This is a genomic window from Celeribacter arenosi, from assembly GCF_039539485.1.
GTDB classification, from domain to species: Bacteria; Pseudomonadota; Alphaproteobacteria; order Rhodobacterales; family Rhodobacteraceae; genus Celeribacter; species Celeribacter arenosi.
On sequence record NZ_BAABDF010000005.1, the window covers coordinates 56,512 to 79,797 of the forward strand.

At 59.1% G+C, this 23,286-nt stretch carries 27 protein-coding genes; 20 read left to right on the plus strand and 7 right to left on the minus strand.

Annotated features, from left to right (window positions below; all coding sequences use genetic code 11):
• Positions 1-7: 7 nt before the first annotated feature.
• Positions 8-433, minus strand: a complete 426-nt coding sequence (locus ABD815_RS05340) for a hypothetical protein (protein ID WP_344844539.1) — start codon at positions 431-433, stop codon at positions 8-10.
• A gap of 397 nt (positions 434-830) precedes the next feature.
• On the minus strand, positions 831-1,790 hold the full coding sequence (locus ABD815_RS05345; RefSeq protein ID WP_344844544.1) for an L-malyl-CoA/beta-methylmalyl-CoA lyase: 960 nt from the start codon (positions 1,788-1,790) through the stop codon (positions 831-833).
• 281 nt (positions 1,791-2,071) lie between these two features.
• Between ABD815_RS05345 and dgcN the strand changes: the two genes are divergently transcribed.
• The 4 genes from dgcN (at position 2,072) to ABD815_RS05365 (ending at position 6,256) form a co-directional block, all read left to right on the plus strand.
• Positions 2,072-3,091 (plus strand): N-acetyltransferase DgcN, encoded by a 1,020-nt coding sequence (gene dgcN, locus ABD815_RS05350; RefSeq protein WP_344844548.1) that lies wholly within the window; start codon positions 2,072-2,074, stop codon positions 3,089-3,091.
• A gap of 18 nt (positions 3,092-3,109) precedes the next feature.
• Positions 3,110-4,078 carry an N-acetyl-D-Glu racemase DgcA gene (gene dgcA, locus ABD815_RS05355; protein WP_344844550.1) on the plus strand — a complete coding sequence of 323 codons (969 nt, stop codon included), beginning with the start codon at positions 3,110-3,112 and terminating at the stop codon, positions 4,076-4,078.
• 16 nt (positions 4,079-4,094) lie between these two features.
• Positions 4,095-4,955 (plus strand): D-amino-acid transaminase, encoded by an 861-nt coding sequence (locus ABD815_RS05360; RefSeq protein WP_344844554.1) that lies wholly within the window; start codon positions 4,095-4,097, stop codon positions 4,953-4,955.
• Positions 4,956-5,068: 113 nt separating this feature from the next.
• A complete protein-coding gene (locus ABD815_RS05365; protein ID WP_344844556.1) occupies positions 5,069-6,256 on the plus strand; it encodes an AI-2E family transporter in 1,188 nt (395 codons plus the stop codon).
• Here ABD815_RS05365 and ABD815_RS05370 read toward each other — a convergent pair.
• From ABD815_RS05370 to ABD815_RS05380, 3 genes are all read right to left on the minus strand, one after another.
• Positions 6,250-7,074: a calcium-binding protein gene (locus ABD815_RS05370; RefSeq protein WP_344844558.1), complete on the minus strand. Its 825-nt coding sequence runs from the start codon at positions 7,072-7,074 to the stop codon at positions 6,250-6,252. The genes ABD815_RS05365 and ABD815_RS05370 overlap by 7 nt on opposite strands.
• A 158-nt stretch (positions 7,075-7,232) precedes the next feature.
• Positions 7,233-7,553: a DUF1244 domain-containing protein gene (locus ABD815_RS05375; RefSeq protein WP_344844560.1), complete on the minus strand. Its 321-nt coding sequence runs from the start codon at positions 7,551-7,553 to the stop codon at positions 7,233-7,235.
• A 10-nt stretch (positions 7,554-7,563) separates the two neighbouring features.
• Entirely contained in the window at positions 7,564-8,337 is a 774-nt protein-coding gene (locus tag ABD815_RS05380) for an N-formylglutamate amidohydrolase (RefSeq protein WP_344844562.1), read from the minus strand.
• Between the two features lie 138 nt (positions 8,338-8,475).
• Here ABD815_RS05380 and pyk point away from each other — a divergent pair, with 138 nt between their 5' ends.
• The 9 genes from pyk to ABD815_RS05425 all read left to right on the plus strand — a co-directional run bounded on the left by pyk (position 8,476) and on the right by ABD815_RS05425 (position 16,164).
• Positions 8,476-9,921 (plus strand): pyruvate kinase, encoded by a 1,446-nt coding sequence (pyk, locus tag ABD815_RS05385; protein ID WP_344844565.1) that lies wholly within the window; start codon positions 8,476-8,478, stop codon positions 9,919-9,921.
• Positions 9,922-9,951: 30 nt separating this feature from the next.
• The gene (locus ABD815_RS05390; protein WP_344844568.1) at positions 9,952-10,182 is read left to right on the plus strand and encodes a hypothetical protein; all 231 of its coding nucleotides are present in this window, start codon (positions 9,952-9,954) and stop codon (positions 10,180-10,182) included.
• 125 nt (positions 10,183-10,307) lie between these two features.
• A complete protein-coding gene (gene rpmI / locus ABD815_RS05395) occupies positions 10,308-10,508 on the plus strand; it encodes a 50S ribosomal protein L35 (protein ID WP_066602414.1) in 201 nt (66 codons plus the stop codon).
• A gap of 15 nt (positions 10,509-10,523) precedes the next feature.
• Complete coding sequence (rplT, locus tag ABD815_RS05400; RefSeq protein ID WP_344844575.1) at positions 10,524-10,886, plus strand: 50S ribosomal protein L20; 363 nt, start codon at positions 10,524-10,526, stop codon at positions 10,884-10,886.
• Between the two features lie 117 nt (positions 10,887-11,003).
• Positions 11,004-12,074: a phenylalanine--tRNA ligase subunit alpha gene (gene pheS, locus ABD815_RS05405; protein WP_344844578.1), complete on the plus strand. Its 1,071-nt coding sequence runs from the start codon at positions 11,004-11,006 to the stop codon at positions 12,072-12,074.
• 118 nt (positions 12,075-12,192) lie between these two features.
• Positions 12,193-12,621 (plus strand): ASCH domain-containing protein, encoded by a 429-nt coding sequence (locus ABD815_RS05410; RefSeq protein ID WP_344844580.1) that lies wholly within the window; start codon positions 12,193-12,195, stop codon positions 12,619-12,621.
• 45 nt (positions 12,622-12,666) lie between these two features.
• Positions 12,667-15,060: a phenylalanine--tRNA ligase subunit beta gene (gene pheT, locus ABD815_RS05415; protein WP_344844583.1), complete on the plus strand. Its 2,394-nt coding sequence runs from the start codon at positions 12,667-12,669 to the stop codon at positions 15,058-15,060.
• A gap of 70 nt (positions 15,061-15,130) precedes the next feature.
• Positions 15,131-15,580 carry a YtoQ family protein gene (locus ABD815_RS05420; protein ID WP_344844866.1) on the plus strand — a complete coding sequence of 150 codons (450 nt, stop codon included), beginning with the start codon at positions 15,131-15,133 and terminating at the stop codon, positions 15,578-15,580.
• Positions 15,577-16,164: a hemerythrin domain-containing protein gene (locus tag ABD815_RS05425; protein WP_344844588.1), complete on the plus strand. Its 588-nt coding sequence runs from the start codon at positions 15,577-15,579 to the stop codon at positions 16,162-16,164. The genes ABD815_RS05420 and ABD815_RS05425 overlap by 4 nt, the downstream gene beginning before the upstream one ends.
• A gap of 6 nt (positions 16,165-16,170) precedes the next feature.
• Here the strand turns inward: ABD815_RS05425 and ABD815_RS05430 are convergent, their stop codons facing one another.
• Positions 16,171-16,872, minus strand: coding sequence for a glutathione S-transferase N-terminal domain-containing protein (locus ABD815_RS05430; RefSeq protein ID WP_344844590.1), 702 nt, complete (start codon positions 16,870-16,872; stop codon positions 16,171-16,173).
• A gap of 150 nt (positions 16,873-17,022) precedes the next feature.
• On the opposite strand from ABD815_RS05430, the gene mscL reads away from it, so the two are divergent.
• The 5 genes from mscL (at position 17,023) to ABD815_RS05455 (ending at position 21,183) form a co-directional block, all read left to right on the plus strand.
• Positions 17,023-17,403 (plus strand): large conductance mechanosensitive channel protein MscL, encoded by a 381-nt coding sequence (mscL, locus tag ABD815_RS05435; protein ID WP_344844594.1) that lies wholly within the window; start codon positions 17,023-17,025, stop codon positions 17,401-17,403.
• Between the two features lie 124 nt (positions 17,404-17,527).
• Positions 17,528-17,986, plus strand: a complete 459-nt coding sequence (locus tag ABD815_RS05440) for an Lrp/AsnC family transcriptional regulator (protein WP_344844597.1) — start codon at positions 17,528-17,530, stop codon at positions 17,984-17,986.
• Positions 17,987-18,060: 74 nt separating this feature from the next.
• A complete protein-coding gene (locus tag ABD815_RS05445; RefSeq protein WP_344844600.1) occupies positions 18,061-19,008 on the plus strand; it encodes a GAF domain-containing protein in 948 nt (315 codons plus the stop codon).
• Positions 19,009-19,138: 130 nt separating this feature from the next.
• Positions 19,139-20,659 (plus strand): aldehyde dehydrogenase, encoded by a 1,521-nt coding sequence (gene adh, locus ABD815_RS05450; protein ID WP_344844604.1) that lies wholly within the window; start codon positions 19,139-19,141, stop codon positions 20,657-20,659.
• Between the two features lie 164 nt (positions 20,660-20,823).
• On the plus strand, positions 20,824-21,183 hold the full coding sequence (locus ABD815_RS05455) for a DUF779 domain-containing protein (protein ID WP_344844606.1): 360 nt from the start codon (positions 20,824-20,826) through the stop codon (positions 21,181-21,183).
• 88 nt (positions 21,184-21,271) lie between these two features.
• Here the strand turns inward: ABD815_RS05455 and rpsU are convergent, their stop codons facing one another.
• On the minus strand, positions 21,272-21,478 hold the full coding sequence (gene rpsU / locus ABD815_RS05460) for a 30S ribosomal protein S21 (protein WP_058263026.1): 207 nt from the start codon (positions 21,476-21,478) through the stop codon (positions 21,272-21,274).
• Positions 21,479-21,590: 112 nt separating this feature from the next.
• On the opposite strand from rpsU, the gene ABD815_RS05465 reads away from it, so the two are divergent.
• Both ABD815_RS05465 and ABD815_RS05470 read left to right on the plus strand, forming a co-directional pair.
• Positions 21,591-22,289, plus strand: a complete 699-nt coding sequence (locus tag ABD815_RS05465; RefSeq protein WP_344844620.1) for a COQ9 family protein — start codon at positions 21,591-21,593, stop codon at positions 22,287-22,289.
• Positions 22,290-22,291: 2 nt separating this feature from the next.
• A complete protein-coding gene (locus tag ABD815_RS05470; protein WP_344844868.1) occupies positions 22,292-23,263 on the plus strand; it encodes an NAD(P)H-quinone oxidoreductase in 972 nt (323 codons plus the stop codon).
• Positions 23,264-23,286: the final 23 nt, after the last annotated feature.

A 23,286-nucleotide genomic window follows, 5' to 3' on the forward strand; every position in this document is an offset into this window, starting at 1 on the left:
ATTCTAACTACGCTTTGCGACGCTTGCGTTTGAAGGCAAGCAGCCCGAGGGCTGGGAGTAGAAGCGCTCCGCTGGCGGGAAGTGGTACAGCCGGAATTTCGGCGCTCTCCAGAATGAACAAAAATCCCGGGACTGCGGTTGTTCCACCAAGGGAGGTTTCAAACGAGAAGTGTTCTCCAGTTCCATCGGAAACACCATTGATTACCGGCAGGCCGGTCAGTGCGGTGTATTCCGTACCCAAAACCGTAATTCCCGAGAAGTCATAGACTTCATCGATTGAGGCTAGGGTATCGCCGTCAAGATCATCGAACTTGAACGAAAAGCTCGAGACTTCTGCGCTGAGGAAAGAGAAAGCTTCCACGCTAAAGGTCGCCGCCGAGGCGGGCGCCGCTACAACTGTTGCAAGCGCAAGTACGCTTAGTAGACGTTTCATGGGGGGGCTCCTTTTGGAAACGTTTGCTACAGTTTAGGTAAGACCTATTGCCTTACCTCCCTTAATGAGTAGTTCACGTTTATGTCCAAACAAGGGCACAAATCGCACCAATGCTGCACCTGCAGAAAATTTGGTCACTTGGCGACTAAAGTGGGAAAAAACGGGCGCACGCGAAAGGTGTGCGGTGAATTAATGGACGCCCAAAGGTTGCGTCGCTCAAAAATCACACAGACAAAAAAGGCGGAGATCCCTACCGATTTGATTCGCGACGCCCCGAATTTTCGGTTTCAACACAATAGCTTCTGGCCAGCGGCAGTTTCCTGAACGAAACCCCGGAGCGTTTGAGCCCCGGGGTTCACCTGCGACAGACGAGTCCTCCCACCCGTCTGGAGGATCACTAGACGCCAGCAATCAACTCGGATTGGGCGACGATGACTTCGGCCTGTTTGATTGAGGCGATGTCGACGAGGCGACCTTTGTAAACGGTCGCACCTTCGCCGTTCGCCTTGGCGGTTTCCATCGCGGCGAGGATTTCGCGCGCTTCGGCGACGGCGTCCTCGGATGGGGTGAAGACCTCGTTTGCGAGCGCGATTTGTTTGGGGTGGATCGCCCATTTCCCGACCATGCCGAGCGTGGCCGAACGGCGTGCCTGCGCACGGTACCCTTCGTCGTCCGAAAAATCGCCGAATGGCCCATCGACGGGCAGGATGCCATGCGTGCGACAGGCGGCGACAATCGCGGTCTGCGCCCAATGCCATGGGTCGGAATAGTGGCGGGTGTCGCCATGGAGCATGTAGTAATTTTCCTGCGTCCCGCCGATGCCTGTCGTCTGCATCCCCATTGAGGCCGCGAAATCGGCCGCACCGAGGCTCATCGCCTCCATGCGCGGAGAGCTTGCCGCGATTTCTTCGACATGGGCGATGCCGGCGGCACTCTCGATGATGACTTCGAAGGCGACTTTTTTAGTCCGGCCTTTGGCGCGTTCGATAGCGGTCACCAGCGCATCAACGGCGTAGACGTCTTCGGCGCATCCCACTTTGGGGATCATGATCTGGTCCAGTCGCTCGCTGGCCTGTTCCAGCAGATCGACCACGTCACGATACCAATAGGGCGTGTCCAGCGAGTTGATCCGCACGGCGAGGGTTTTGTTACCCCAATCGATCGTGTTGATCGCCTCGATGATATTGGCGCGCGCCACATCTTTGTCCGAAGGCGCCACGGAGTCCTCAAGGTCGAGATTGATCACATCCGCGCCAGATGCCGCCATCTTCGGGAACAGCTTGGTGTTCGAGCCAGGGCCGAACAGCTGACATCTGTTTGGACGGGCGGGCGGAGTTGGTTGCAGGCGGAAGGACATCTTTGGCTCCCTTCGGGTAACGATGTTTCTCAACTGTGTGGCGAATGGTTATAATCTTGCGCGCACAATCGCAAGGCCGCTTTTGCACTTGCGGCATCTCCGGCAAAGCCTGCCATTTTGCGTGCCTAATTCCGCATCACTTTAAAAAGATGCAAATTTGTCCCGAAACTTATTACACAAATGGGATTATCTCCCAATCCGAACGCTTGATCGGGTGAAATTCGGAGAACATTGCATCGATTCGACCCCAATGTTTGTGAAACGCCAAAATGGAGACTGACATGATCCGTACGCCCTACCTTCTCTTCCTCGGTGACGCCCCCGATCCGCTCGCAGCGAAGGTCGCTCAGGGTATTCGCGATTGGCGCCCCGAATTCGCTATTGGTCAGTTCCGGATGGAGGGCTGTAAAGCCGACATGCGTTTGCCTGACATGAACTTCCAAGAGGCGCGTGCCGCAGGGGCGCAAACTTTGGTTATCGGTGTCGCAAACCGGGGTGGCGTTATTTCGAAGGCTTGGAAAGCGGTATTGATCGAGGCCATCGAGGCGGGTTTCGACATTGCTTCCGGACTGCATAATCTCCTCACGGATGAACCGGATCTCGTCGCTGCGGCGCAGGCCCATGGGCGCGAACTGCATGACGTTCGCGTTCCCTCGGTTGAGTACCCGATTGCGAATGGTGAGAAGCGCACAGGCAAACGGTGCCTCGCGGTTGGCACCGATTGTTCGGTTGGCAAAATGTACACCATGCTCGCCGTGGATGCCGAAATGCGCGCGCAGGGTCAAAAATCGACTTTCCGTGCAACGGGCCAAACCGGCATTCTAATCACAGGTTCGGGCGTGCCGCTCGACGCGGTGGTAGCCGACTTCATGGCGGGCTCTGTCGAATGGCTGACGCCTGACAACGAACCCGACCATTGGGATATGATCGAAGGGCAGGGAAGCCTTTTCCACGTGTCCTTCTCCGGTGTGACCATGGCGCTCATTCATGGCGGTCAGCCCGATGCACTGATCCTGTGCCACGAACCGACCCGTGAACACATGCGCGGCCTTCCCGGCTACAAACTGCCCTCGCTGCAGCAGGTGCGCGATACGGCCCTTACCATGGCGCGGATTGCCAACCCTGATTGCGAAGTGATCGGCATTTCCGTGAACACCCAGCACCTCTCCGATGCAGAAGCGGTCGAATACCTCGCCTCTGTCGAAGCGGAAATGGGTCTGCCTGCGGTCGATCCGTTCCGCCAAGGAGCGGCACGCCTTGTCGAAGCGCTCGTGGGAAAGCAAAGTAACCTCGCAGCCTGAGAAAGCGGGGTCTACTCCATGACATCTATAACAGTGACGGCAGAGGCATTCCGCCTTGCGGAAGCTTTTGTGATTTCTCGCGGTGCGCGCACGGAGGCCAAGGTGCTGACGGTGCGCGTCACTCGTGGCGGTATAACCGGTTGGGGCGAATGCGTGCCATATGCGCGCTATGGTGAAAGCCTCGAAAGCGTGACGCAGGAGATCAATGATCTGCCCGCCGACATCACACGGGCTGATCTGCAACAGGTTCTCGGGGCAGGCGCTGCGCGCAACGCGGTCGACTGCGCGCTTTGGGATTATGAGGCGAAACAGGCCGGAAAACGCGTGTGGGATCTCGCAGGCGTGCCTGCACCCCGGCCCGTCATCACCGCCTATACCCTGTCCTTGGGCGAACCCGACGCCATGCAGGCGGCGGCTGCCAAACACAGCTATCGCCCCCTGTTGAAAATCAAACTCGGCACGCCCGACGATATGGCGCGCCTCGAAGCGGTCCGTCGCGGCGCGCCGAAATCCCGTATCATCGTGGATGCGAACGAAGGCTGGACTGCCGAAGTCTATGCCGATCTCGCGCCGCACCTGTTGCGCCTTGGCGTGGAGCTCGTCGAACAGCCATTGCCTGCGGGTGACGATGACATGCTGTCCGAAATTGCCCGCCCGCTGCCGGTCTGCGCCGATGAGGCCTGCCATGACCGTGCGAGCCTGCCGGCGCTGCGCGGAAAATACGATATGGTGAACATCAAGCTCGATAAAACCGGCGGCTTGACCGAGGCACTCGCACTGCGCGATGCGGCGCGTTCCGAGGGCTACGGGATCATGATCGGCTGCATGGTGGGATCGTCGCTGGCCATGGCGCCCGCAATGGTAATTGCACAGGGTGCGGCGGTCGTGGACCTTGACGCGCCGCTGCTTTTGGCGGAAGACCGCGAGCATGCATTGACCTATGACGACGCGGGCGTTCATGCCCCGTCAGCCGCGCTTTGGGGCTAACCAACAGGAGACCGACATGAGCCAGATCGTTTACGTAAACGGAGATTACGTGGCCGCCGAAGACGCAAAGGTTTCGGTTTTTGATCGCGGTTTCCTGATGGCGGATGCGGTCTATGAGGTGACGTCGGTGATCGGTGGCAAGCTCGTCGATTTTGATGGCCACGCCACGCGTTTGCAGCGCTCGATGAGCGAGCTGGAAATGGTGTCACCTGTCACAATGGAGGACCTGCTCGAAATCCATCGCCAACTCGTCGCACGCAACGATCTGGACGAGGGTGGTATTTACCTGCAAATCACGCGTGGTGCTCCCGATTCACGCGACTTTGTCTGGCCTGATCCTGATGAGGTGAAATGCGGCATCGTGCTCTTTACTTTCGAAAAGGCGCTGGTCGATTCCAAGGTCATGGATGACGGGATCAAAGTGATCTCTATGGATGATATCCGTTGGGGCCGCCGCGACATCAAAACGACGCAGCTTCTCTACCCGTCGTTTGCTAAAATGCAGGCGAAGAAAGCCGGCGCAGCAGATGCATGGTTGGTCGAGGACGGCTTTGTGACCGAAGGCACGGCCAACAACGCCTATATCGTCAAGGATGGCACGATCATCACGCGACAACTGGGCAACGACATTCTGCACGGCATCACCCGCGCGGCGATCCTGAGGTTTGCAAAAGAAGCCCAGATGCAGGTTGAGGAGCGTCCATTCACGATCGAGGAAGCACAGGCAGCAGACGAAGCCTTTGTCACCTCCGCGACCGGCTTTGCCCAGCCCGTGATTGATATCGACGGCGCCACCATAGGCACTGGCAAACCCGGGTCGATTTCCAAACGCCTGCGCGAAATCTACACCGAGGAAATGACCAAAGCGGCGATTTGATCCCGTTAAGGGAGCGATTGCGGAACTTTTGAGGGGCGGGGCGCGTTGGTTTCCCACCCAACGAGGTTCCCATGGTGCAGAGCGACCCATCCCGAGATCAAAGCGCGGTCGCTGTGAGCGCTTCACTGCGCGCACTTCGTCGCCCGCTCGTCGGTATTTTTCTCCTCATGAGCATCGCCGCACTCGCCTATGCGCGGATGTTCCTCATGCCCGTGGTTCTGGCAATACTTCTCGCGCTGGTCTTTGCGCCGCTGCGGCGTTTTCTTGAACGCATCGGCTTGCCATCTCCTGCAGCGGCGGCGGCTATTCTGTTTGGGTTCATTCTGGGCATATCGGTGGTTGTCGCCAGCGTTGCCGTTCCAGCCAGCGAATGGATCAAGGATGCCCCGCAAATTCTGCGCAAAGTCGAATGGAAATTTCAGGATTTGAGGCCGGCCACCGACCGGTTGCGCGAAATCGAAAGCCAAATCAGCGACATAGTTTCCCCAGATGCGACTCCCGCCACGGGAGACACGGCGCGCTCCGAAGACCAATCGAACAACGCCGGCGAAGCAGCATCGGAGCCTGACGGCGAAAACGCGACCATCGTTGTGGCTGAACCCCAAGGTGAATTGCAGGGGTTGGGGTCAACTTTGGCGCTCGCGCCGCCTGTGATTGCGCAACTCGTTTTCACTTTGCTCCTGCTGTTTTTCCTGCTGGCCTCTGGCGACATGTTCCTCGAAAAAGTCGTGCAGGCCGCGCCAACAAAGACCGAAAAGCGCCGTGTGGTCGAAGTGGTTTTCGACATTGAACGCAAACTCTCGCGCTACCTGTTTACCATCACGCTCATCAACGCGGGGCTGGGCGCCTCCATCGGGATTGCGATGTGGCTGCTCGGTATGCCGAACCCTCTGTTGTTCGCGGTGATCGGTTTCCTGTTCAATTTCGCCCCCTATATCGGCGCCCTTGCGGGGACGGGCATTGCGATGGCTGTCGGGATCGTGTCGCTCGACACGCTTTGGGCAGGTGTCGGCGCAGGCGCCATCTATTTTGCGCTGACCTCGATTGAGGGGCAGCTGGTGACGCCATGGTTCGTGGGCCGCAACCTGCGGCTCAACACGGTCGTGGTCTTTGTCTCGGTGATGTTCTGGGCGTGGCTGTGGTCCGCTGTGGGTATCCTCGTGGCAACGCCGCTTCTCGTCGCGCTCAGAGTGCTGTGCGACCACATTCCCTCACTCGCGCCAATCGGGGCGATGTTGTCGGAAAGGGACCGCCCGGGGGATAAGGCCGCCCCTGCACCCGGCAATCCGGAACGTCAGTAGAACCCGACTCTGGTGTAGGTGATGAATGGGATGTCGGCCGCACCGAGTCCTTCCAGAAACATGATGTCCTGCCCGTCGAAATGGAGCATTAGACCGCCCGCGACCTCGAACAACTCCACAAGGGTTTCGTCGTGCCCCGTGCCCTGCCAGATCAGTTCGATCGCATCCTCGGCGGGGTCAAAATCGGTGACCGTAATCACGTCATCGCGGTCTGTCACAAGGCCCGCGATCTGATCCGCCCCGGTACCCAGTGTCACCGTGTCGCCGTCATCGGCAAGAACAAAGTCCGCGCCTGCACCCGCGTCGATAATGTCGGCGGCGTCCGTGTCCTGCGCATCCAGCGCCGCGATTTCGTCGTTGCCATTACCGCCATCGATCACATTTGAGCCGTTTTGATCGACGATCACATCGTCGCCGTCGCCGCCGTAGATCCTGTCGTCGCCGGTCTGGCGGTAGTTGCCAACGAACACGTCTTCTTCGTCATAGGCAGAGCCGCTTACGTCGTCGCCATCTCCGAGGTCGATCAGATCGTCGCCAAAGCCGCCTTCGATCGCGTCGTTGCCGTCACCGCCGTTCAGGGTGTCATTGCCAGCGTTGCCAAAGATTATGTCGTCGCCGCCATTGCCATCCACAATGTCAAAGCCCCCACCGGCGGAAATCATGTCACCCACGTCTGTGCCAATGATGTGCTCGGCGGCGTCCGTGCCGTTGAAGTCTTCGCCTTCGCTCACTTCTACGGTCGGGATATCATCGCCCGAAAACAACCAAAGCAATCCGATGCCTATCAATGCAGGCAGGAAGAATAGACCAAATTCCATGAAATCACCCCAGTCGCGCAAACATTCAACGACGACGCTACTGCGCCGTACCCCCGCAAAGCAGTTTGACAGTGGCGATGGCGCGCCGTCAATCGCGCGTCACTATTGTCGCCGTAGGGTGGACAGTGTCCGACAGAATTCGCGGTTTGTGTGGGGATTCAGGGGGTATCGTCGCTCCGCACATTCTCTGCAAAGGCGGTTTTGAATGCTGCCTGTTTTTCGGCGGAGGCCGCGGACTGATTCTGTGATTTCCAGTCCTCGTAGGGCATCCCGTAGTAGAGCTTGCGCGCGTCTTCCTTTGACATCTCGATGCCGCGTTCGTTTGCGGCCTCCTGCACCCAGCGGCTTAGGCAGTTGCGGCAGAAACCGGCGAGATTCATCATGTCGATATTCTGCACATCCGGCCGTTTGTTCATCAGATGGTCGCGAAGGGTGCGAAAAGCGGCGGCTTCGATTTCGATGCGGGTTTGGTCGTCCATCGCGGTCTCCTTACAGGCCGGTTTCGGTCAATGTCTCGCTCAGAATGGGCGCCAGTAGGTTCGCCCATTTTTCCTGGTCGTCTTCGGTTTCAATCAGATCGGAGCGCAGTTCAATGAGAACGTTCAACCGCCCGTGGTGCAAAGCGTGCCGGTCAATGGCGTCTCCCGGCAGGTGTCCGTCATAGGGCTCATTATCGCCGACGCAAAACCGCTCGCCCAGACGTGCGGCTTCACCCGCCAGCGTTTCACTTGCCCGCAGCGCAGCAATGAGCGGAGTGGTGAACCGTTTGTCATAGGCCGACAGGATTCCGATTTGCCATGGCCTGCGGGGGCGGTCTTTCAGTTGTGGTGTAAACGAGTGGACGGCGCAGATCACCACATCTTCGCGCCGCGCGGCGATCCGTTCGTAGGCCTCATGGTAGGGACGGTGAAACGCATCAAGGCGGCGCGTGATTTCGACCGGATCGGCATGCCGGTTCTTTTGGATGATCGTACCATCGTAAAGCTTCATCACGAGGGTGGGGTCGTGTTCACCGCGGTTGGGGTCGATCACCAGCCGCGAAAAGTCGGTTTCGATACAGGGGCTGTCGAGCGCCTGCGCCAAGGCGCGCGTGACGCCCTGCGCGCCGATGTCATAGGCAATGTGGCGGTCCATGTCCGACGCGGGCAGCCCGAGATCCCCGTCGAGGCAGTCGGGCACACGGTTTGTCGCATGGTCACAGGTCAACAGCCAGCGCCCGGGGCGCTCTTCTCCGATAATGTTGTATGAGGGATGAGGGGTCATGTTTCCTTCACCAATGGCTGTCATCCCCTATCTAGGCGGTTTGATCGGAAAGGGCCAGTTGTGCCGCGCCCACCTTTGCGGCATAGAAGAGGTGGCCCACCGCGAACGAGACAATGACCGAAAGGAAGTAAGGCTGATATGAGACGCCTTCGAAATGTGAAGATCGTGGCGACCTTGGGGCCGGCCTCGAACGATTACGATACAATCCGTGCTCTTTCGGAGGCCGGAGCCGATGTGTTCCGCCTGAACATGAGCCATGGAGAGCACGACGAAATCCGCGTGCGCCATGCGATCATCCGCAAGGTCGAGACCGACCTCGGTCGACCGATCGCCATTCTCGCCGACCTTCAGGGTCCAAAGCTGCGCGTGGGCAAATTTGGCACCGGCGCGCATGACCTCGAAGACGGCGATAAATTCCGCCTCGATCTCGACGATGCGCCTGGCGACGGGAAACGCGTCCAGCTTCCCCATCCCGAAATTTTTGCCGCTTTGCGCCCGGGTGCAAACCTGTTGGTGAATGACGGCAAAATCCGCCTGAAAGTCGAAGACTGCGGTGACGATTATGCCAACTGCGTTGTCGTTGTCGGTGGGACAATTTCCAACCGCAAGGGTGTGAACGTTCCTGACGTTGTGCTGCCCCTCGCGGCGCTTTCGGAAAAGGATCTCAAAGATCTCGAGTTCGTCTGCGAACTCGGTGTCGACTGGGTCGCCCTGTCGTTTGTGCAGCGTCCCGAAGACGTGCTGCAAGCGAAAGACCTCGTCAAAGGCCGCGCCTCGGTTCTCGCGAAGATCGAAAAGCCATCGGCGGTCGAAGATTTCGACAATATCCTCGCTGTGTCCGATGGCATCATGGTTGCGCGTGGCGATCTGGGTGTCGAACTGCCGGTTCAGGCCGTTCCGCCGATCCAGAAACGCCTCGTTCGCAAATGTCGCACGGCGGCTAAACCCGTCATCGTCGCAACACAGATGCTTGAGTCGATGATCGAGAGCCCGATGCCAACGCGCGCTGAGGTCTCCGACGTTGCGACCGCGATTTACGAAGGTGCGGATGCAATCATGTTGTCGGCTGAATCTGCTGCGGGCAACTATCCGATCGAAGCGGTTACTACGATGAACAACGTGGCGATGGAGGTCGAAAGCGACAGCGTCTATCGCGAAGTCATCGACGCCTCGCGCAATGCGGTCAAAACCACCGTCGCGGACGCAATTGTGTCGGCGGCGCGCGAGATTGCCGAAACCACCGATGTGAAAGCCATCGTGTGCTACTCCGAGAGCGGCACAACCGCTGCCCTCACCGCGCGCGAACGCCCGCATGTGCCGATCATTGCGATGACCTCGCGACGCGGTACGGCGCGCAAGCTCTGTCTGTATTGGGGCATGCATTGTGTGATGACCGGCGAAGTCGAACGGTTCAAAATGGCCGTGGTAAATGCTGCACGTGCGGCACGCACCTCCGGGTTCGCAACCGAGGACGACAAGATCGTCGTCACAGCCGGCATTCCGTTCAACCAACCCGGCTCGACCAACATCCTTCGGGTCGCTCCCTGCGAGGAGCGGTTGATTTTTAACACCGATCCCGAATAATGGCCGCGTAAATCACGCGCGGGGTCCGACATGAATTCGCTTGATACCGATCTGTTTCTTGTACTCGGCTCGATCATTGCACTTTTGTCGGTCCCTGCCGTGATCGGCGCGTTTTCGGATTCGCGTCCGCCCCGTGCCGCCGCGATCCTGCTTATGCTGGGTGGCGGGTTGATCGTTTTGGCGATCACACAGCATCCGGGCGGCTACACAATTACCGATCTGCCAGACACGGTTTATCGCGTGATTGGGCGGATCTTCTAGGAAATCACGTCTTCGCGCTTGTCAAACGTCTTTCGGGGATGTAGATGCACGCGCTCATGGTGCGTGGCCGGCGACAGTGGCATGCCGAGTCGCGCGTAATAACCATCGATCTAAAGGAGATGGAAATGCCCAAGATGAAGACCAAGTCGAGCGCCAAAAAGCGCTTTAAAATGACTGCCTCTGGCAAAGTCAAAGCAGGTCAGGCCGGCAAACGCCACGGCATGATCAAACGTACAACGAAATTTATCCGTGACGCACGTGGCACCACCACGCTCTCCGCACCTGATGCGAAGATCGTGAAGTCCTACATGCCGTACGACCGTTAAGAAGGAGCCAGACACATGTCCCGCACCAAAGGTGGTACTGTAACCCACGCCCGTCACCGCAAAGTCATCAAAGCCGCAAAAGGCTATTATGGCGCGCGCAGCACGAACTTCCGCACTGCAACGCAGGCCGTCGACAAAGCGAACCAATACGCAACGCGCGACCGTAAGAACCGCAAGCGCAACTTCCGCGCTCTGTGGATCCAGCGGATCAACGCAGCTGTTCGCAGCCACGACGAAGCGCTGACATACTCCAAGTTCATCAACGGCCTGTCGCTCGCCGGTATCGAAGTGGACCGTAAAGTCCTCGCCGATCTCGCGATCCACGAGCCCGAAGCGTTTACAGCCATCGTCGATAAGGCGAAGGCCGCGCTCGCGTAAGCACCCGATCAGGGTTCAGAACTTAGGGAAGCCGCGGACCTGAAAAGGGTCTCGCGGCTTCTTGTTTTTCAGCCCGCGCATGATATGCCACGGGCAAGTGAAAAGAAGGGGTCGGGCATGGACGATCTAAAGGCCAAATACCTCACCGCGATCAACGCGGCAGGCGACGAAGCGACGCTCGAAGACATCCGTCTTCAGGCCGTCGGCAAAAAGGGCGAAGTGGCTCTGGCCATGCGTGAATTGGGTAAAATGACACCCGAAGAGCGTCAGGTTCAGGGCCCTAAGCTCAATGCGCTCAAAGACGAAATCAACAGCGCGCTAAGCGCCAAAAAAGTCGCGCTCGAAGATGCCGCCCTGGACGAACGTCTGGCGGGTGAATGGCTCGACGTGACGCTGCCTGCGCGCCGGCGTCCGCAGGGCACGATCCATCCGGTGTCCCGCGTTTCCCAAGAGATTTACGCGATTTTCGCCGATCTCGGTTTCGCCGTCGCCGAAGGCCCGCAGATCGAGGATGACTGGCACAACTTCGACGCGCTCAACATCCCGCCGCATCACCCCGCGCGCCAAGAGCACGACACCTTCTACATGCACCGCGGTGAGGGCGACAATCGCCCCCCCAATGTGCTGCGCACCCACACCAGCCCCGTGCAAATCCGCTCTATGTTGGACCAAGGCGCGCCGATCCGCGTCATCGCGCCGGGCCGTGTGTATCGCTGCGACTACGACCAGACCCACACCCCGATGTTCCATCAGGTCGAAGGCATGGCGATCGACAAAGACATCTCCATGGCGAACCTCAAATGGGTGCTGGAAGAGTTCTTCACCGCCTTCTTCGGCACCAACGTCAAAACCCGCTTTCGCGCCTCCCACTTCCCCTTCACGGAGCCCTCAGCAGAGGTCGATATCCAGTGCAAATGGGAAAACGGCACCGTGACTGTGGGCGAAGGCGATGATTGGCTCGAAGTCCTCGGCTCCGGCATGATGCATCCGAATGTGTTGAAATCGGGCGGGATTGATCCGGCTGAATGGCAGGGCTTTGCCTTTGGTATGGGCATCGACCGTCTGGCGATGCTCAAATACGGCATCCCCGACCTGCGCGCCTTCTTTGACTCCGACCTGCGCTGGCTGCGCCACTACGGGTTTTCACCGCTGAGCGTTCCAACGCTGGCGGGGGGGATAAGTGGGTGAGTTTTTCGGCGGGCACGAAAATGAACGTTGCCGCCAAATGACGCTCGAACAGGCTATTGCACGGAGATCAAACTGACATGACCTTGATGATCTCCTACCTCAACTCACGGACCGCGCCATGACCACCGACGACAACATGGAAGACCTCCAAGTCACCTATCCCGGCGCGGGCACTTTTCGTCTGGCCGAGACAGAGGGCCGTGTGGCGCACCTGAATAAACTCGTCACTGCGGGCAAGAAAACCGCGACCTGCCTGCCGTGGGCTGAGTTTGAGGGCGACGCCGATTCCCTTCCACAGGTCGGGCGCTGCGATATCATCGCCAATTGGGATGGCACCCCCGCCGCCGTGGTGCGCACCGTGAGCGTGGATAAGGTCAAGTTCCGCCGCGTGACCCCCGCCATGGCATTGGCCGAGGGCGAAGATGCCGACCTCGACGCATGGCGCAAACGCACCGCCAAGGCCTTTGGCAAAAACGGCACATTGGACCCCGACACTCTGTTGGTGTTTGAAACATTCGAACTGGTTGAGGATCTCGGCGAAAGATAACGCCGCAATGATCCCCCCGCATCGGCGGGAAAAGGAGACGACGACATGAAATTCACGCTGTCCTGGCTCAAAGAGCATCTGGAAACCGAGGCGAGCCTCGATGACATCCTTTACGCGCTGACCGATCTCGGGCTCGAAGTCGAAGGCGTGGAAAATCCGGCTGAAAAGCTCAAAGGATTCAAGCTCGTCAAGGTCAAAGAGGCCAATGCCCACCCCGATGCCGACAAGCTGCGCGTGTGTCAGGTTGAAACCGACGAGGGCATGACCCAGATCGTCTGCGGCGCCCCGAACGCGCGCGCGGGCATCACGGCCGTGCTCGCCAAGCCCGGCATGTATATCCCCGGCCTCGATATCACCATTTCGGTCGGTAAAATCCGCGGCGTCGAAAGCCACGGGATGATGGCCTCCGAGCGTGAGCTGGAGTTGTCGGACGAACACAACGGCATCATCGAACTGGAGGGCGGCGAGATCGGCATGGAATTCGCCGACTACCTCGCCAAACACGACCCCTCCAAGGTCGATCCGGTGATCGAGATTGCCATTACGCCAAACCGTCAGGACGCGCTCGGCATTTACGGTGTGGCACGCGATCTCGCCGCACGGGGTCTGGGCACGCTGAAACCGCTGCCCGTTGAATCCGTCGCGGGCGCCTATCCGAACCCGATCCCTGTGACCATTGCCGCGGGTGCCGAAGACGGCTGTTACACCTTTGCCGGTCGGTTGATCCGTGGTGTCAAAAACGGCCCGAGCCCGCAGTGGCTACAGGATCGCCTGAGCGCGATCGGTCTGCGCCCGATCTCCGCGCTCGTCGATGTCACCAACTTCTTCACCTACGACCGCAACCGCCCGCTGCACGTCTTTGATGCCGGTAAGGTAGAGGGCGGCGTCACCATCCACCGTGCGAAAGGCGATGAAGAGCTCGTCGCGCTCGACGAAAAAACCTACACGATGCCTGAGGGCGCGATGGTGATTTCGGCAGGGGGTAAGGTCGAGAGCATCGCCGGCATCATGGGCGGCGAGGAAACCGGCGTGACCGAGGAGACCACCGATGTCTTCCTCGAAGCGGCTGTGTGGAACACGCTCGACATCGCAAAAGCGGGTCGCGCGCTGCGCATCAATTCCGACGCGCGCTATCGCAACGAACGCGGCATCGACGCCGCCTACAACCGCCAAGCAATCGAGGACGCAACACGCATGATCCTCGATCTGTGTGGCGGCGAGGCCTCCGAGGTCACGGTCGCAGGTGACGCGCCTGCTCTCGACCGCGTTTACCGTCTCGACACCGACCGCGTTCAAAGCCTCGTCGGCATGGAAATCGCGCCCGCCCGTCAGGTTGAAATCCTCACGGCTCTCGGGTTCGACATGGACGGCGATATGGCCAAAGTGCCATCGTGGCGCATGGATGTGATGGGTGAGGCCGACCTCGTCGAAGAGGTCGCGCGTGTTGAAAGCCTGACGCATTTGGAACCTAAACCGATGACGCGTCCCGCAGGTGTTGCGGGCCAGATCCAGACCCCGATGCAGGTGCGCGAAAACGCGGCCCGTCACCAAGCGGCCGCCTTGGGCTACAACGAATGCGTGACCTACTCCTTCGTGGACGAAAAAAGCGCCACGCTCTTTGGTGGCGGCACGGATGAAGTGCGCCTCGAAAACCCGATTTCCTCGGAGATGAGCCATATGCGCCCCGATCTCCTGATCGGTTTGTTGCAGGCTGCCAGCCGTAATCAGGCGCGTGGTTTTGGTGATCTCGCCCTGTTCGAAGTCGGCCCCGCGTTCCACGGTGGGGAGCCGGGTGAGCAACATTTGCAACTCGCCGGCCTGCTCGTCGGTGCTACGGGTCCCAAGGACGTTCACGGATCCCGTCGCGCCATCGACGTGTTCGACGCAAAGGCAGACGCCGAGGCGGTTCTCGCCGCAATCGGTGCACCCGCGAAGGCCCAAATCCTGCGCGACACCTCCGCTTGGTTCCATCCGGGGCGGTCGGGAAAAATCTGCCTCGGTCCCAAAAAGGTGCTCGCCCAGTTCGGCGAAGTGCATCCGAAGGTGCTGCGCGAAATGGGCGTCAAAGGTCCTGCGGTTGCCTTTTCTGTCTATCTCGAAGCGGCCCCCTTCCCACGTGGCGGCAAGGTTGCGCGTCAGGCATTCTTCACCAACGATCTGCAGGCGGTCGAACGCGACTTTGCCTTCGTCGTTGACAAGGACGTCAACGCGCTCGACCTCGTGAACGCCGCCGCAGGCGCGGACAAGGCACTGATCGAAGACGTGCGGGTGTTCGACGAATTCATCGGTGGTAGCCTCGGTGAAGGTAAGAAATCCCTCGCGATCACCGTCCGGATGCAACCGTCGGACACGACGCTAAAAGACAAAGACCTCGAAGAAATCTCTGCCAAAATCGTGGCGAAGGTCGAAAAAGCCACCGGTGGTGTTCTTCGCGGCTGATCGGTCTAGATGGGAATTTGAAAACTGAAGAAGGGGCGCGCACAGTGCCCCTTTCTCATGACGAAGGGACCTGAACATGAAGATCTATCTTTCCGGCGAAATTCATACCGACTGGCGCGATGAAATCATTGCTGGTGCGCGCGACCTCGACCTGTCGTTTACAGCGCCGGTTACCGATCATGCCGCCTCCGATGATTGCGGCGTGGCGATCCTCGGCGCGGAAGATCAGAAGTTCTGGCACGACCACAAAGGCGCCAAACTCAACGCGATCCGCACCCGCACCGCAATTGAGGCCGCAGATGTGGTAGTTGTGCGTTTTGGCGAAAAATACCGGCAATGGAACGCGGCATTTGATGCGGGCTATGCCGCCGCGCTGGGCAAAGCGCTCATCGTGATGCACGGCGAAGAACATAGTCACGCCCTCAAGGAGGTGGATGCTGCCGCCCTCGCGGTCTGCGAAACGCCTCAGCAGGTGGTACAAATTCTCACCTATGTTTTGCAAGGAACACTGCCCGAATGAGTGCGCAGGGCCCATGGGACAGCGTTCGTGACGCGCTCGACGCGTTGGACGAACAGGGTCGCCCTAAGGCACCGCCGCTCCCCGAGGCCACCGATCGTGATCGCGCGGTCGGGGGGCATCTCGCCGCGATCCACCGCGCCCATATGCTCGAACTGGTGACGATACGGCGCCTGATGGGGCAGATCGAACGTGGCGAAGCCGAACCTGCCGCCCTCGTCACAGCCGTCCCCCAGATGGAAATGGCCCGCAATCTCGCCACCTTCGGCAACCTCTGCGGGCGCGCCTGCGCGATCCTGTCGGGGCATCACAATATCGAAGAGCACTATACCTTCGTGCGCCTTGAGGCCGGTGGCAACGACGCGATTACCGCCGTCGTGGCAAAGCTGCGCACCGAACACGATGTTGTCCACGCATTGCTGGACCATCTCTATGGCGCTGCGGTCGAACTCGTCCAATCGCCGGGGCGGGAGACCTTCCTCACAGCGAAGCAGGTTTTCGAACAGCTTGAGGCCGTCATAAAATCCCACTTCGGCTATGAGGAAACCGAGCTCGAAGAAGCGCTGGGTGTATTCGGCGCGCTTTGAAACCCGTTACTTTGCGGGGTTTGGAATCTTCTTGGCGCGTTCCACGGCGGGACGGGCAAAGAAACGGTCCACATAGGCGGGTACGTTTTTGAGCTCGGTGAAACCCGTCACCTCTTTTGCGCCATAAAAATCGAGCGCGTTGAGCCAGGGTGCGAGCGCCATGTCGGCAATCGAGTAGTCGCCGGAAATCCAGTCCCGACCTTCGAGTCGCGTTTCGACCACATTGAGAAGGCGCTTTGCCTCACCGATGTAGCGGTCGCGTGCGGTCGGGTCGTCCATCTTGGACCCCGCGAACTTGTAGAAAAACCCGAGCTGCCCGAACATGGGACCCACGCCGCCCATCTGGAACATCAGCCACTGGATGGTTTCATAGCGGGTCTTGGGATCCGTCGAGAGGAACTTTCCGGTCTTCTCGGCGAGATAAATCAGGATCGCGCCGGATTCGAACAATTCGACCTGCTGGCCGTCTGGACCGTTCGGATCAATAATCGCGGGGATCTTGTTGTTGGGATTGAGCGCGAGGAATTCATCGCTCTTGACGTCCACATCCGAGAGCGAAACCAGATGCGGCTCATAAGCCAGTTCCATTTCTTCGAGCGCGGTCGACACCTTCACGCCATTTGGCGTCGGGTAAGAATAGAGCTGGATCAGGTCAGGGTTCTGGGCGGGCCAGCGTTGCGTAATTGCGTGGTTCAGGGAATTGGACATCGGGTTTCTTTCTGCAGTTAGACTGAGGAGTTAGGGTGAACAAATGCCAAGAAAAACCCCTACTGCCTGTGCGTGTGTGTGTTAATAAGTGTGCAGCACTGCGCCAACCTGTCGCAGTTCGCCAATAAAACGTACTTCTCGAGGGACAAAATGCTTAAAGAATTCAAAGATTTCATTGCCAAGGGCAATGTCATGGACATGGCAGTCGGTATCATCATCGGCGCCGCTTTCACCGCAATCGTTGGTAGCCTTGTGGACGACCTGATCAACCCGCTGATCGGAATCTTCCTCGGCGGCGTTGATTTCGCCGGCTTGCAGGCTTCTGTGGGTGATGCAGTCTTCACCTATGGTAACTTCATCATGGCGATCATCAACTTCCTGGTCATCGCATTTGTGGTGTTCATGCTCGTTCGCTATGTCAACAAAGTGAAAGACGCCAACACGAAAGACGAAGAAGTTGCAGAAGAGCCAGCTGGTCCTTCCGAACTCGACGTCCTGCTCGAAATTCGTGACTCCCTGTCCAAGAAGTAATTCTTCGACAGTCTAGAATTGAAAACCCGCCGGAATTCCGGCGGGTTTTTTCATGCCTTGCCTTCCGGTGGCGATGTGGGAAATTGTTGCAAATACCTTTCCCAAGCCGACAGGAAATCCACCGATGGCCAAATTCGACGACACGGATCGCCGCATTCTGCGGGTTTTGCAGCGAAAAGGCCGTATGTCGAATGCGGATATTGCCGAAGCGGTCAATGTGTCCACATCCGCTTCGCATCGCCGCATCCAGCGGCTCGAGGCGGAAGGCATCATTCGCGACTACGTGGCTCTTCTCGACCCCCGTCACGTTGACCGGCGCTCGACGGTCTTTGTCGAGGTCACGCTCGATAGCCAGACCGATGAAACGCTGGCGGCGTTCGAGCGGGCGGTGGCGCGTGTCGAGGATGTTCTGGAATGTCACCTGATGGCAGGAACCGCCGACTACATGTTAAAAGTCGTGGCCTCCGACACCGAACATTTCGCGCAGATCCATCGCCGCCTCGTGACCCTGCCCGGCGTGCAGAAAATGCAATCGGCCTTCGCCATGCGCACCGTTTTCAAAACCACCGCCTTGCCAGTCTGACCTGCGGCATTTGCCGAAACCGCAATCGCCGTGCTACGTAAATCTCTATCCGCGTTTGGGAGGAGGCGGATCAGATGAGCACAGTTCACACAGATATGGTGATTTCCGCAGTGGAATCAGGGTCCGTTGGCACCCGACTGACCGCGTCCTGGCGGCGGTCGTTGAAAAGACACGGCCTCAATCCGGCTATCTCTGACGCCCCGCGCCGTTTCGGGGCCTTTGAAACCCGACAGCGACGCGAGAAATTGGGCGGCTTTATGGATATCGCTTCGCCCAAACTCGACACGCTGTTCCAAATGGTCGGTAACGCGGGATGCTGCGTGTTGATGACCGATCAGGATGGTGTCGTGCTCGACTTGCGAACGCGCGATGGGGATGCGCAGACATTTGAAGAATGGGGCCTGTGGCACGGGGCCGATTGGTCGGAAGCGTCCGAAGGCACGAACGGTATCGGCACCTGTCTGGCCGAGGAGCGCCAGATCACGATCCATCGGAGCGAACATTTCCTCGCGCGCAACACGCGTATGTCTTGTATGGATGCCCCGATTTTCGGACCTGACGGGAGGCTGATCGCCGCGCTCGACGTGTCGTCGTGTCGCGCGGACCAGACCGAAGCCTATGCGCGACTGATCGCAGGCGTCGTGGCGCAGACCGCCAAGCAAATCGAAGTCGACGCCTTCCGCGCCGCCTTTCCCAAAGCGCGCATCATCGCCGCATCAACGGATCGCGGCGAAGGCGCAGGCCTGCTCGCTGTGGATCACGATGATCTGGTGGTCGGGGCGACCCGTTCTGTGCGCCGGATGTTTGATTTGGGTGTGGGCACCGTGATCGACCCGCTTCCCGCATCGGATATTCTGGGGCGCGATACGACGCTCAGCGCTCTTAAACGTGCCGAACGTGCCGCGCTCAAGCGCGCCATTGCGCGTGCCGATGGAAACCTCTCCGCCGCTGCCCGTGACCTCGGAATTGGGCGTGCGACGCTCTATCGCCGTATGAAGCGGCTCTCAATCGACGAAAACTGAGTGTGACCTGTCTCAGGTGTGAGACAGGTTGTCCCTCCCACCTTCTTGAGCGGGGTAGCGAGGTATCCTGCGGGCATTAATCTCTTCCCATGACCGGCGCAATGAACGCCGTCACAGGAGGAGATCACCCATGAACGTCATTTCAGACACTAAAATTGAATTTTCATCGCCGTTTAAGTCAAAATACGACAACTTTATTGGCGGCCAATTCGTCGCGCCAGTGAACGGGCGCTATTTTGAAAACGTCACCCCGATCACAGGCGCAAAGATCAACGATATCGCCCGCTCCGATGCGGCGGATATCGAACTCGCGCTGGATGCGGCCCATAAGGCCAAGGATGCTTGGGGTCGCACCTCGCCAACCGAGCGCTCCAATATCCTGCTCAAAATTGCGGATGTGATGGAGGAAAACCTCGACCTGCTGGCCACATGCGAAACATGGGACAACGGCAAGGCGATCCGCGAAACTGTCGGCGCCGACCTGCCGCTCGCGATTGACCATTTCCGTTACTTCGCGGGCTGTCTGCGCAGTCAGGAAGGCACCATGTCCGAGATCGACGCGGACACAATCGCTTACCATTTCCACGAACCGCTGGGCGTCGTTGGTCAGATCATTCCATGGAACTTCCCGTTGTTGATGGCGTGTTGGAAACTGGCACCTGCGATTGCTGCGGGCAACTGCGTCGTGCTCAAACCCGCAGAGCAAACGCCCGCCGCGATCATGGTCTTTGCCGAACTGATCGCCGACATCCTGCCTGCCGGCGTGCTCAATATCGTCAACGGGTTCGGGCTTGAGGCCGGTAAGCCGCTCGCGCAGTCCAACCGGATCGCGAAAATCGCCTTCACGGGTGAAACTTCGACCGGTCGTTTGATCATGCAATACGCCACTGCGAACCTCATTCCGGTGACGCTCGAACTCGGCGGCAAATCCCCCAACATCTTCTTCAAGGACGTGTGCCGCGAAGACGACGCCTATTTCGACAAGGCGATCGAGGGTTTCGTGCTCTTTGCCTTCAACCAGGGCGAAGTTTGCACCTGCCCATCCCGCGCCCTGATCCACGAAGACATCTATGACGAATTCATGGAGCGCGCGATCAAACGCACCGAGGCCATTTTGATGGGAGATCCGCGTGCCGAGGGAGTGATGATGGGGGCGCAGGCCTCCAAGGAGCAGCACGACAAGATCCTCAGCTACATGGATATCGGCCGCGAAGAGGGTGCCGAGGTGCTGACCGGTGGTGGCGCTGCCTCTCTGGGGGGCGAGTTGAACGGCGGCTATTACATCCAGCCGACCATTCTCAAAGGGCACAACAAGATGCGTGTGTTCCAAGAGGAGATCTTTGGCCCTGTCCTGTCCGTCACCACCTTCAAGGACGAAAACGAAGCGCTCGAAATTGCCAATGACACGCAATACGGCCTCGGCGCGGGGGTGTGGTCACGCGATGCCAATACCTGCTTCCGTTTCGGGCGCGGCATTCAGGCGGGCCGCGTTTGGGTGAACAACTACCACAGCTACCCCGCACACGCGGCTTTCGGGGGCTACAAACAGTCCGGCATCGGGCGCGAGACGCACAAGATGATGCTCGATCACTACCAGCAGACCAAAAACATGCTGGTCAGCTACAACCCCAACAAAGTCGGCTTTTTCTGACTTTGTTCCCCCGGCATGCGCAGATAACTCCCCTGCGCGTGCCTCGACTGGTCGCGGGGCGCGGAAATTTTGGCCGCGTCCCGTGACACTTTACGTCGAAACCCTGTGCAATGCCGCTTTTGCGCGGATCGGGTTCGACCCACCACCCCTGACAGGAGGACCAAATGATTCCCGACCGTGTGATCGCTACTGCGGATGCCCGCGCTCTCTTGGCCCGTATCGTGGCGCAAAATGGCGCGGTGATGTTTCATCAATCGGGTGGCTGCTGCGATGGGTCTGCCCCGATGTGTTATCCGGTGGGCGAGTTTCCCCTCGGGCCCCACGACGTTCAATTGGGTGTCATTGATGGCGCGGATTTCTGGATGTCGGGCGCACAGTTCGAGGTCTGGAAGCACACCCAGATCATCCTCGCATCTGCCCCCGGATCGGGCGCGGCCTTTTCGCTCGACAATGGCGGATCGGAGCGGTTCGTCATCCAGTCGCGGGTGTTTTCGGACGCCGAGATGGATCAGCTAAAGATCTGACCCGACAAAAGAAAACCCCCGCCTACCGAAGTGGACGGGGGTTTCGTAATGAACGACCCAATGTGAGCCGGTTCAAGCGTCAACGCTCTTAGAGCATACCTTCGCGCTGTGCTTTTTTACGAGCCAGCTTGCGAGCACGACGAACGGCTTCCGCCTTTTCGCGCGCTTTTTTAACGGAAGGCTTCTCGAAATGTTGCTTGAGCTTCATTTCGCGGAATACGCCTTCGCGCTGCAGCTTCTTCTTGAGAGCACGAAGAGCCTGATCAACGTTGTTATCGCGAACCGATACCTGCATGTGGTGTCACCACCTTTCTAGGTTAATTTTGCAAGGATTTGCAGGAGGTGGCCGTATAGCAAAGGCAACCTAACTTGTCTACTATCGAACGTGAGCCGCTGAGGAGAAAGCCATGCCCGCCCGCGCCTATCCCGACCCGACCCGAGAGAAACTTCTCGATGCCGCCCTTCCCAATGTGATTTTCGATGGCTGGGGGCCGGACACCTTTAAAAAGGCCGTCGCCGATTCGGGTGTATCACAGGCGCTTGCCCGTGTATCCGCGCCACGTGGGTCGCTCGACCTCGCGGCGGCCTATCATAAACGCGGTGATCGCCAGATGGTGGAGACGCTGGAGGCGGAGGACCTGTCTGCAATGCGGTTCACCGACCGCGTGACCCATGCCGTTTGGGTCCGCATGCAGGTCGTTGATCGCGAAATCGTTCGGCGGGGCATGTCGCTCTACTCACTGCCGCACACCGCCCCCGAAGGCACGCGACTGGTTTGGGAGACGGCGGACGCAATCTGGAACCTGCTTGGCGATACCTCACAAGACGTGAACTGGTACACAAAGCGGGCCACATTATCGGGTGTGATCGGATCGACGATGTTGTTCTGGCTCGGCGATGACAGCGAAGATTTCACGGCAACCCGCGACTTCCTCGAACGGCGGATCGGGGATGTCATGCAGATCGAAAAGGCCAAGGCCACGGTGCGTGACAACAAAGCGCTCTCTACGCTCTTTGCGCTGCCAAATGCGTTTCTCGGCCTGATAAAGGCACCCGCGGGCGCACGCCGCGACGATGTCCCAGGAACGACAACGACCAAGCCATGATGATGAAAGCTATTGAAATTTCCGCAGCGGGCGGACCCGAAGTCCTGCGCCTTTGTGAGCGCCCACGGCCAGAGCCAAGGGCCGACGAGATCATCATCAAACTCGCCTATGCGGGGGTGAACCGGCCAGATGCGCTCCAGCGTGCCGGCCTCTACAATCCCCCGCCCGGCGCGTCAGATTTGCCCGGTCTGGAGGGGGCAGGCGAGGTTGTGGCAGTCGGGGCCGCGGTGAGCCAATGGGTTGTCGGCGATCAGGTCTGCGCGCTCCTTCCAGGAGGTGGGTACGCGCAATTTGTGGCCACACCCGCCGCACATGCGCTGCCCGTCCCAAAGGGGCTGAGCCTCAAACAGGCAGCATGCCTGCCGGAGACGTTCTTTACCGTCTGGTCCAACGTGTTTGAACGCGGCGGCCTGATCGCGGGGGAGAGGTTCCTCGTGCACGGTGGTTCATCAGGTATCGGGACGACGGCGATACAGCTGGCGCGCGCTTTCGGCGCGCGGGTCTTTGCGACTGCCGGATCGGATGAGAAATGCGATGCCTGTGTGCGCCTCGGTGCGGAGCGGGCGATCAATTATCGCGACGAGGATTTTGTCGCCGTGATGAAAGAGGTCGGTGGAGCCGATCTGATCCTCGACATGGTGGGCGGCGATTACATCCCGCGCAATATCAAAGCGCTCGCAACCGACGGTCGACTGGTGAACATTGCCTTCCTGCGAGGGTCCAAGGCGGAGGTGAACTTTGCGCAGATCATGATGCGCCGGCTGACCCTCACCGGCTCAACGTTGCGCCCGCAATCGGACATGGCCAAGGCAAAGATCGCCGATGCTCTTCTCACGAAAGTCTGGCCTCTGATCGAGGCGGGGCAGGTGGGTCCGGTGATCGATAGCACCTATGCCTTGGCAGAGGCGGCGGCTGCCCACGCCCATATGGAAAGCAGTGCGCATATAGGGAAGATCGTTCTGGAAATTTCCTGACACCCCCTGTGCACCCTCTTGTC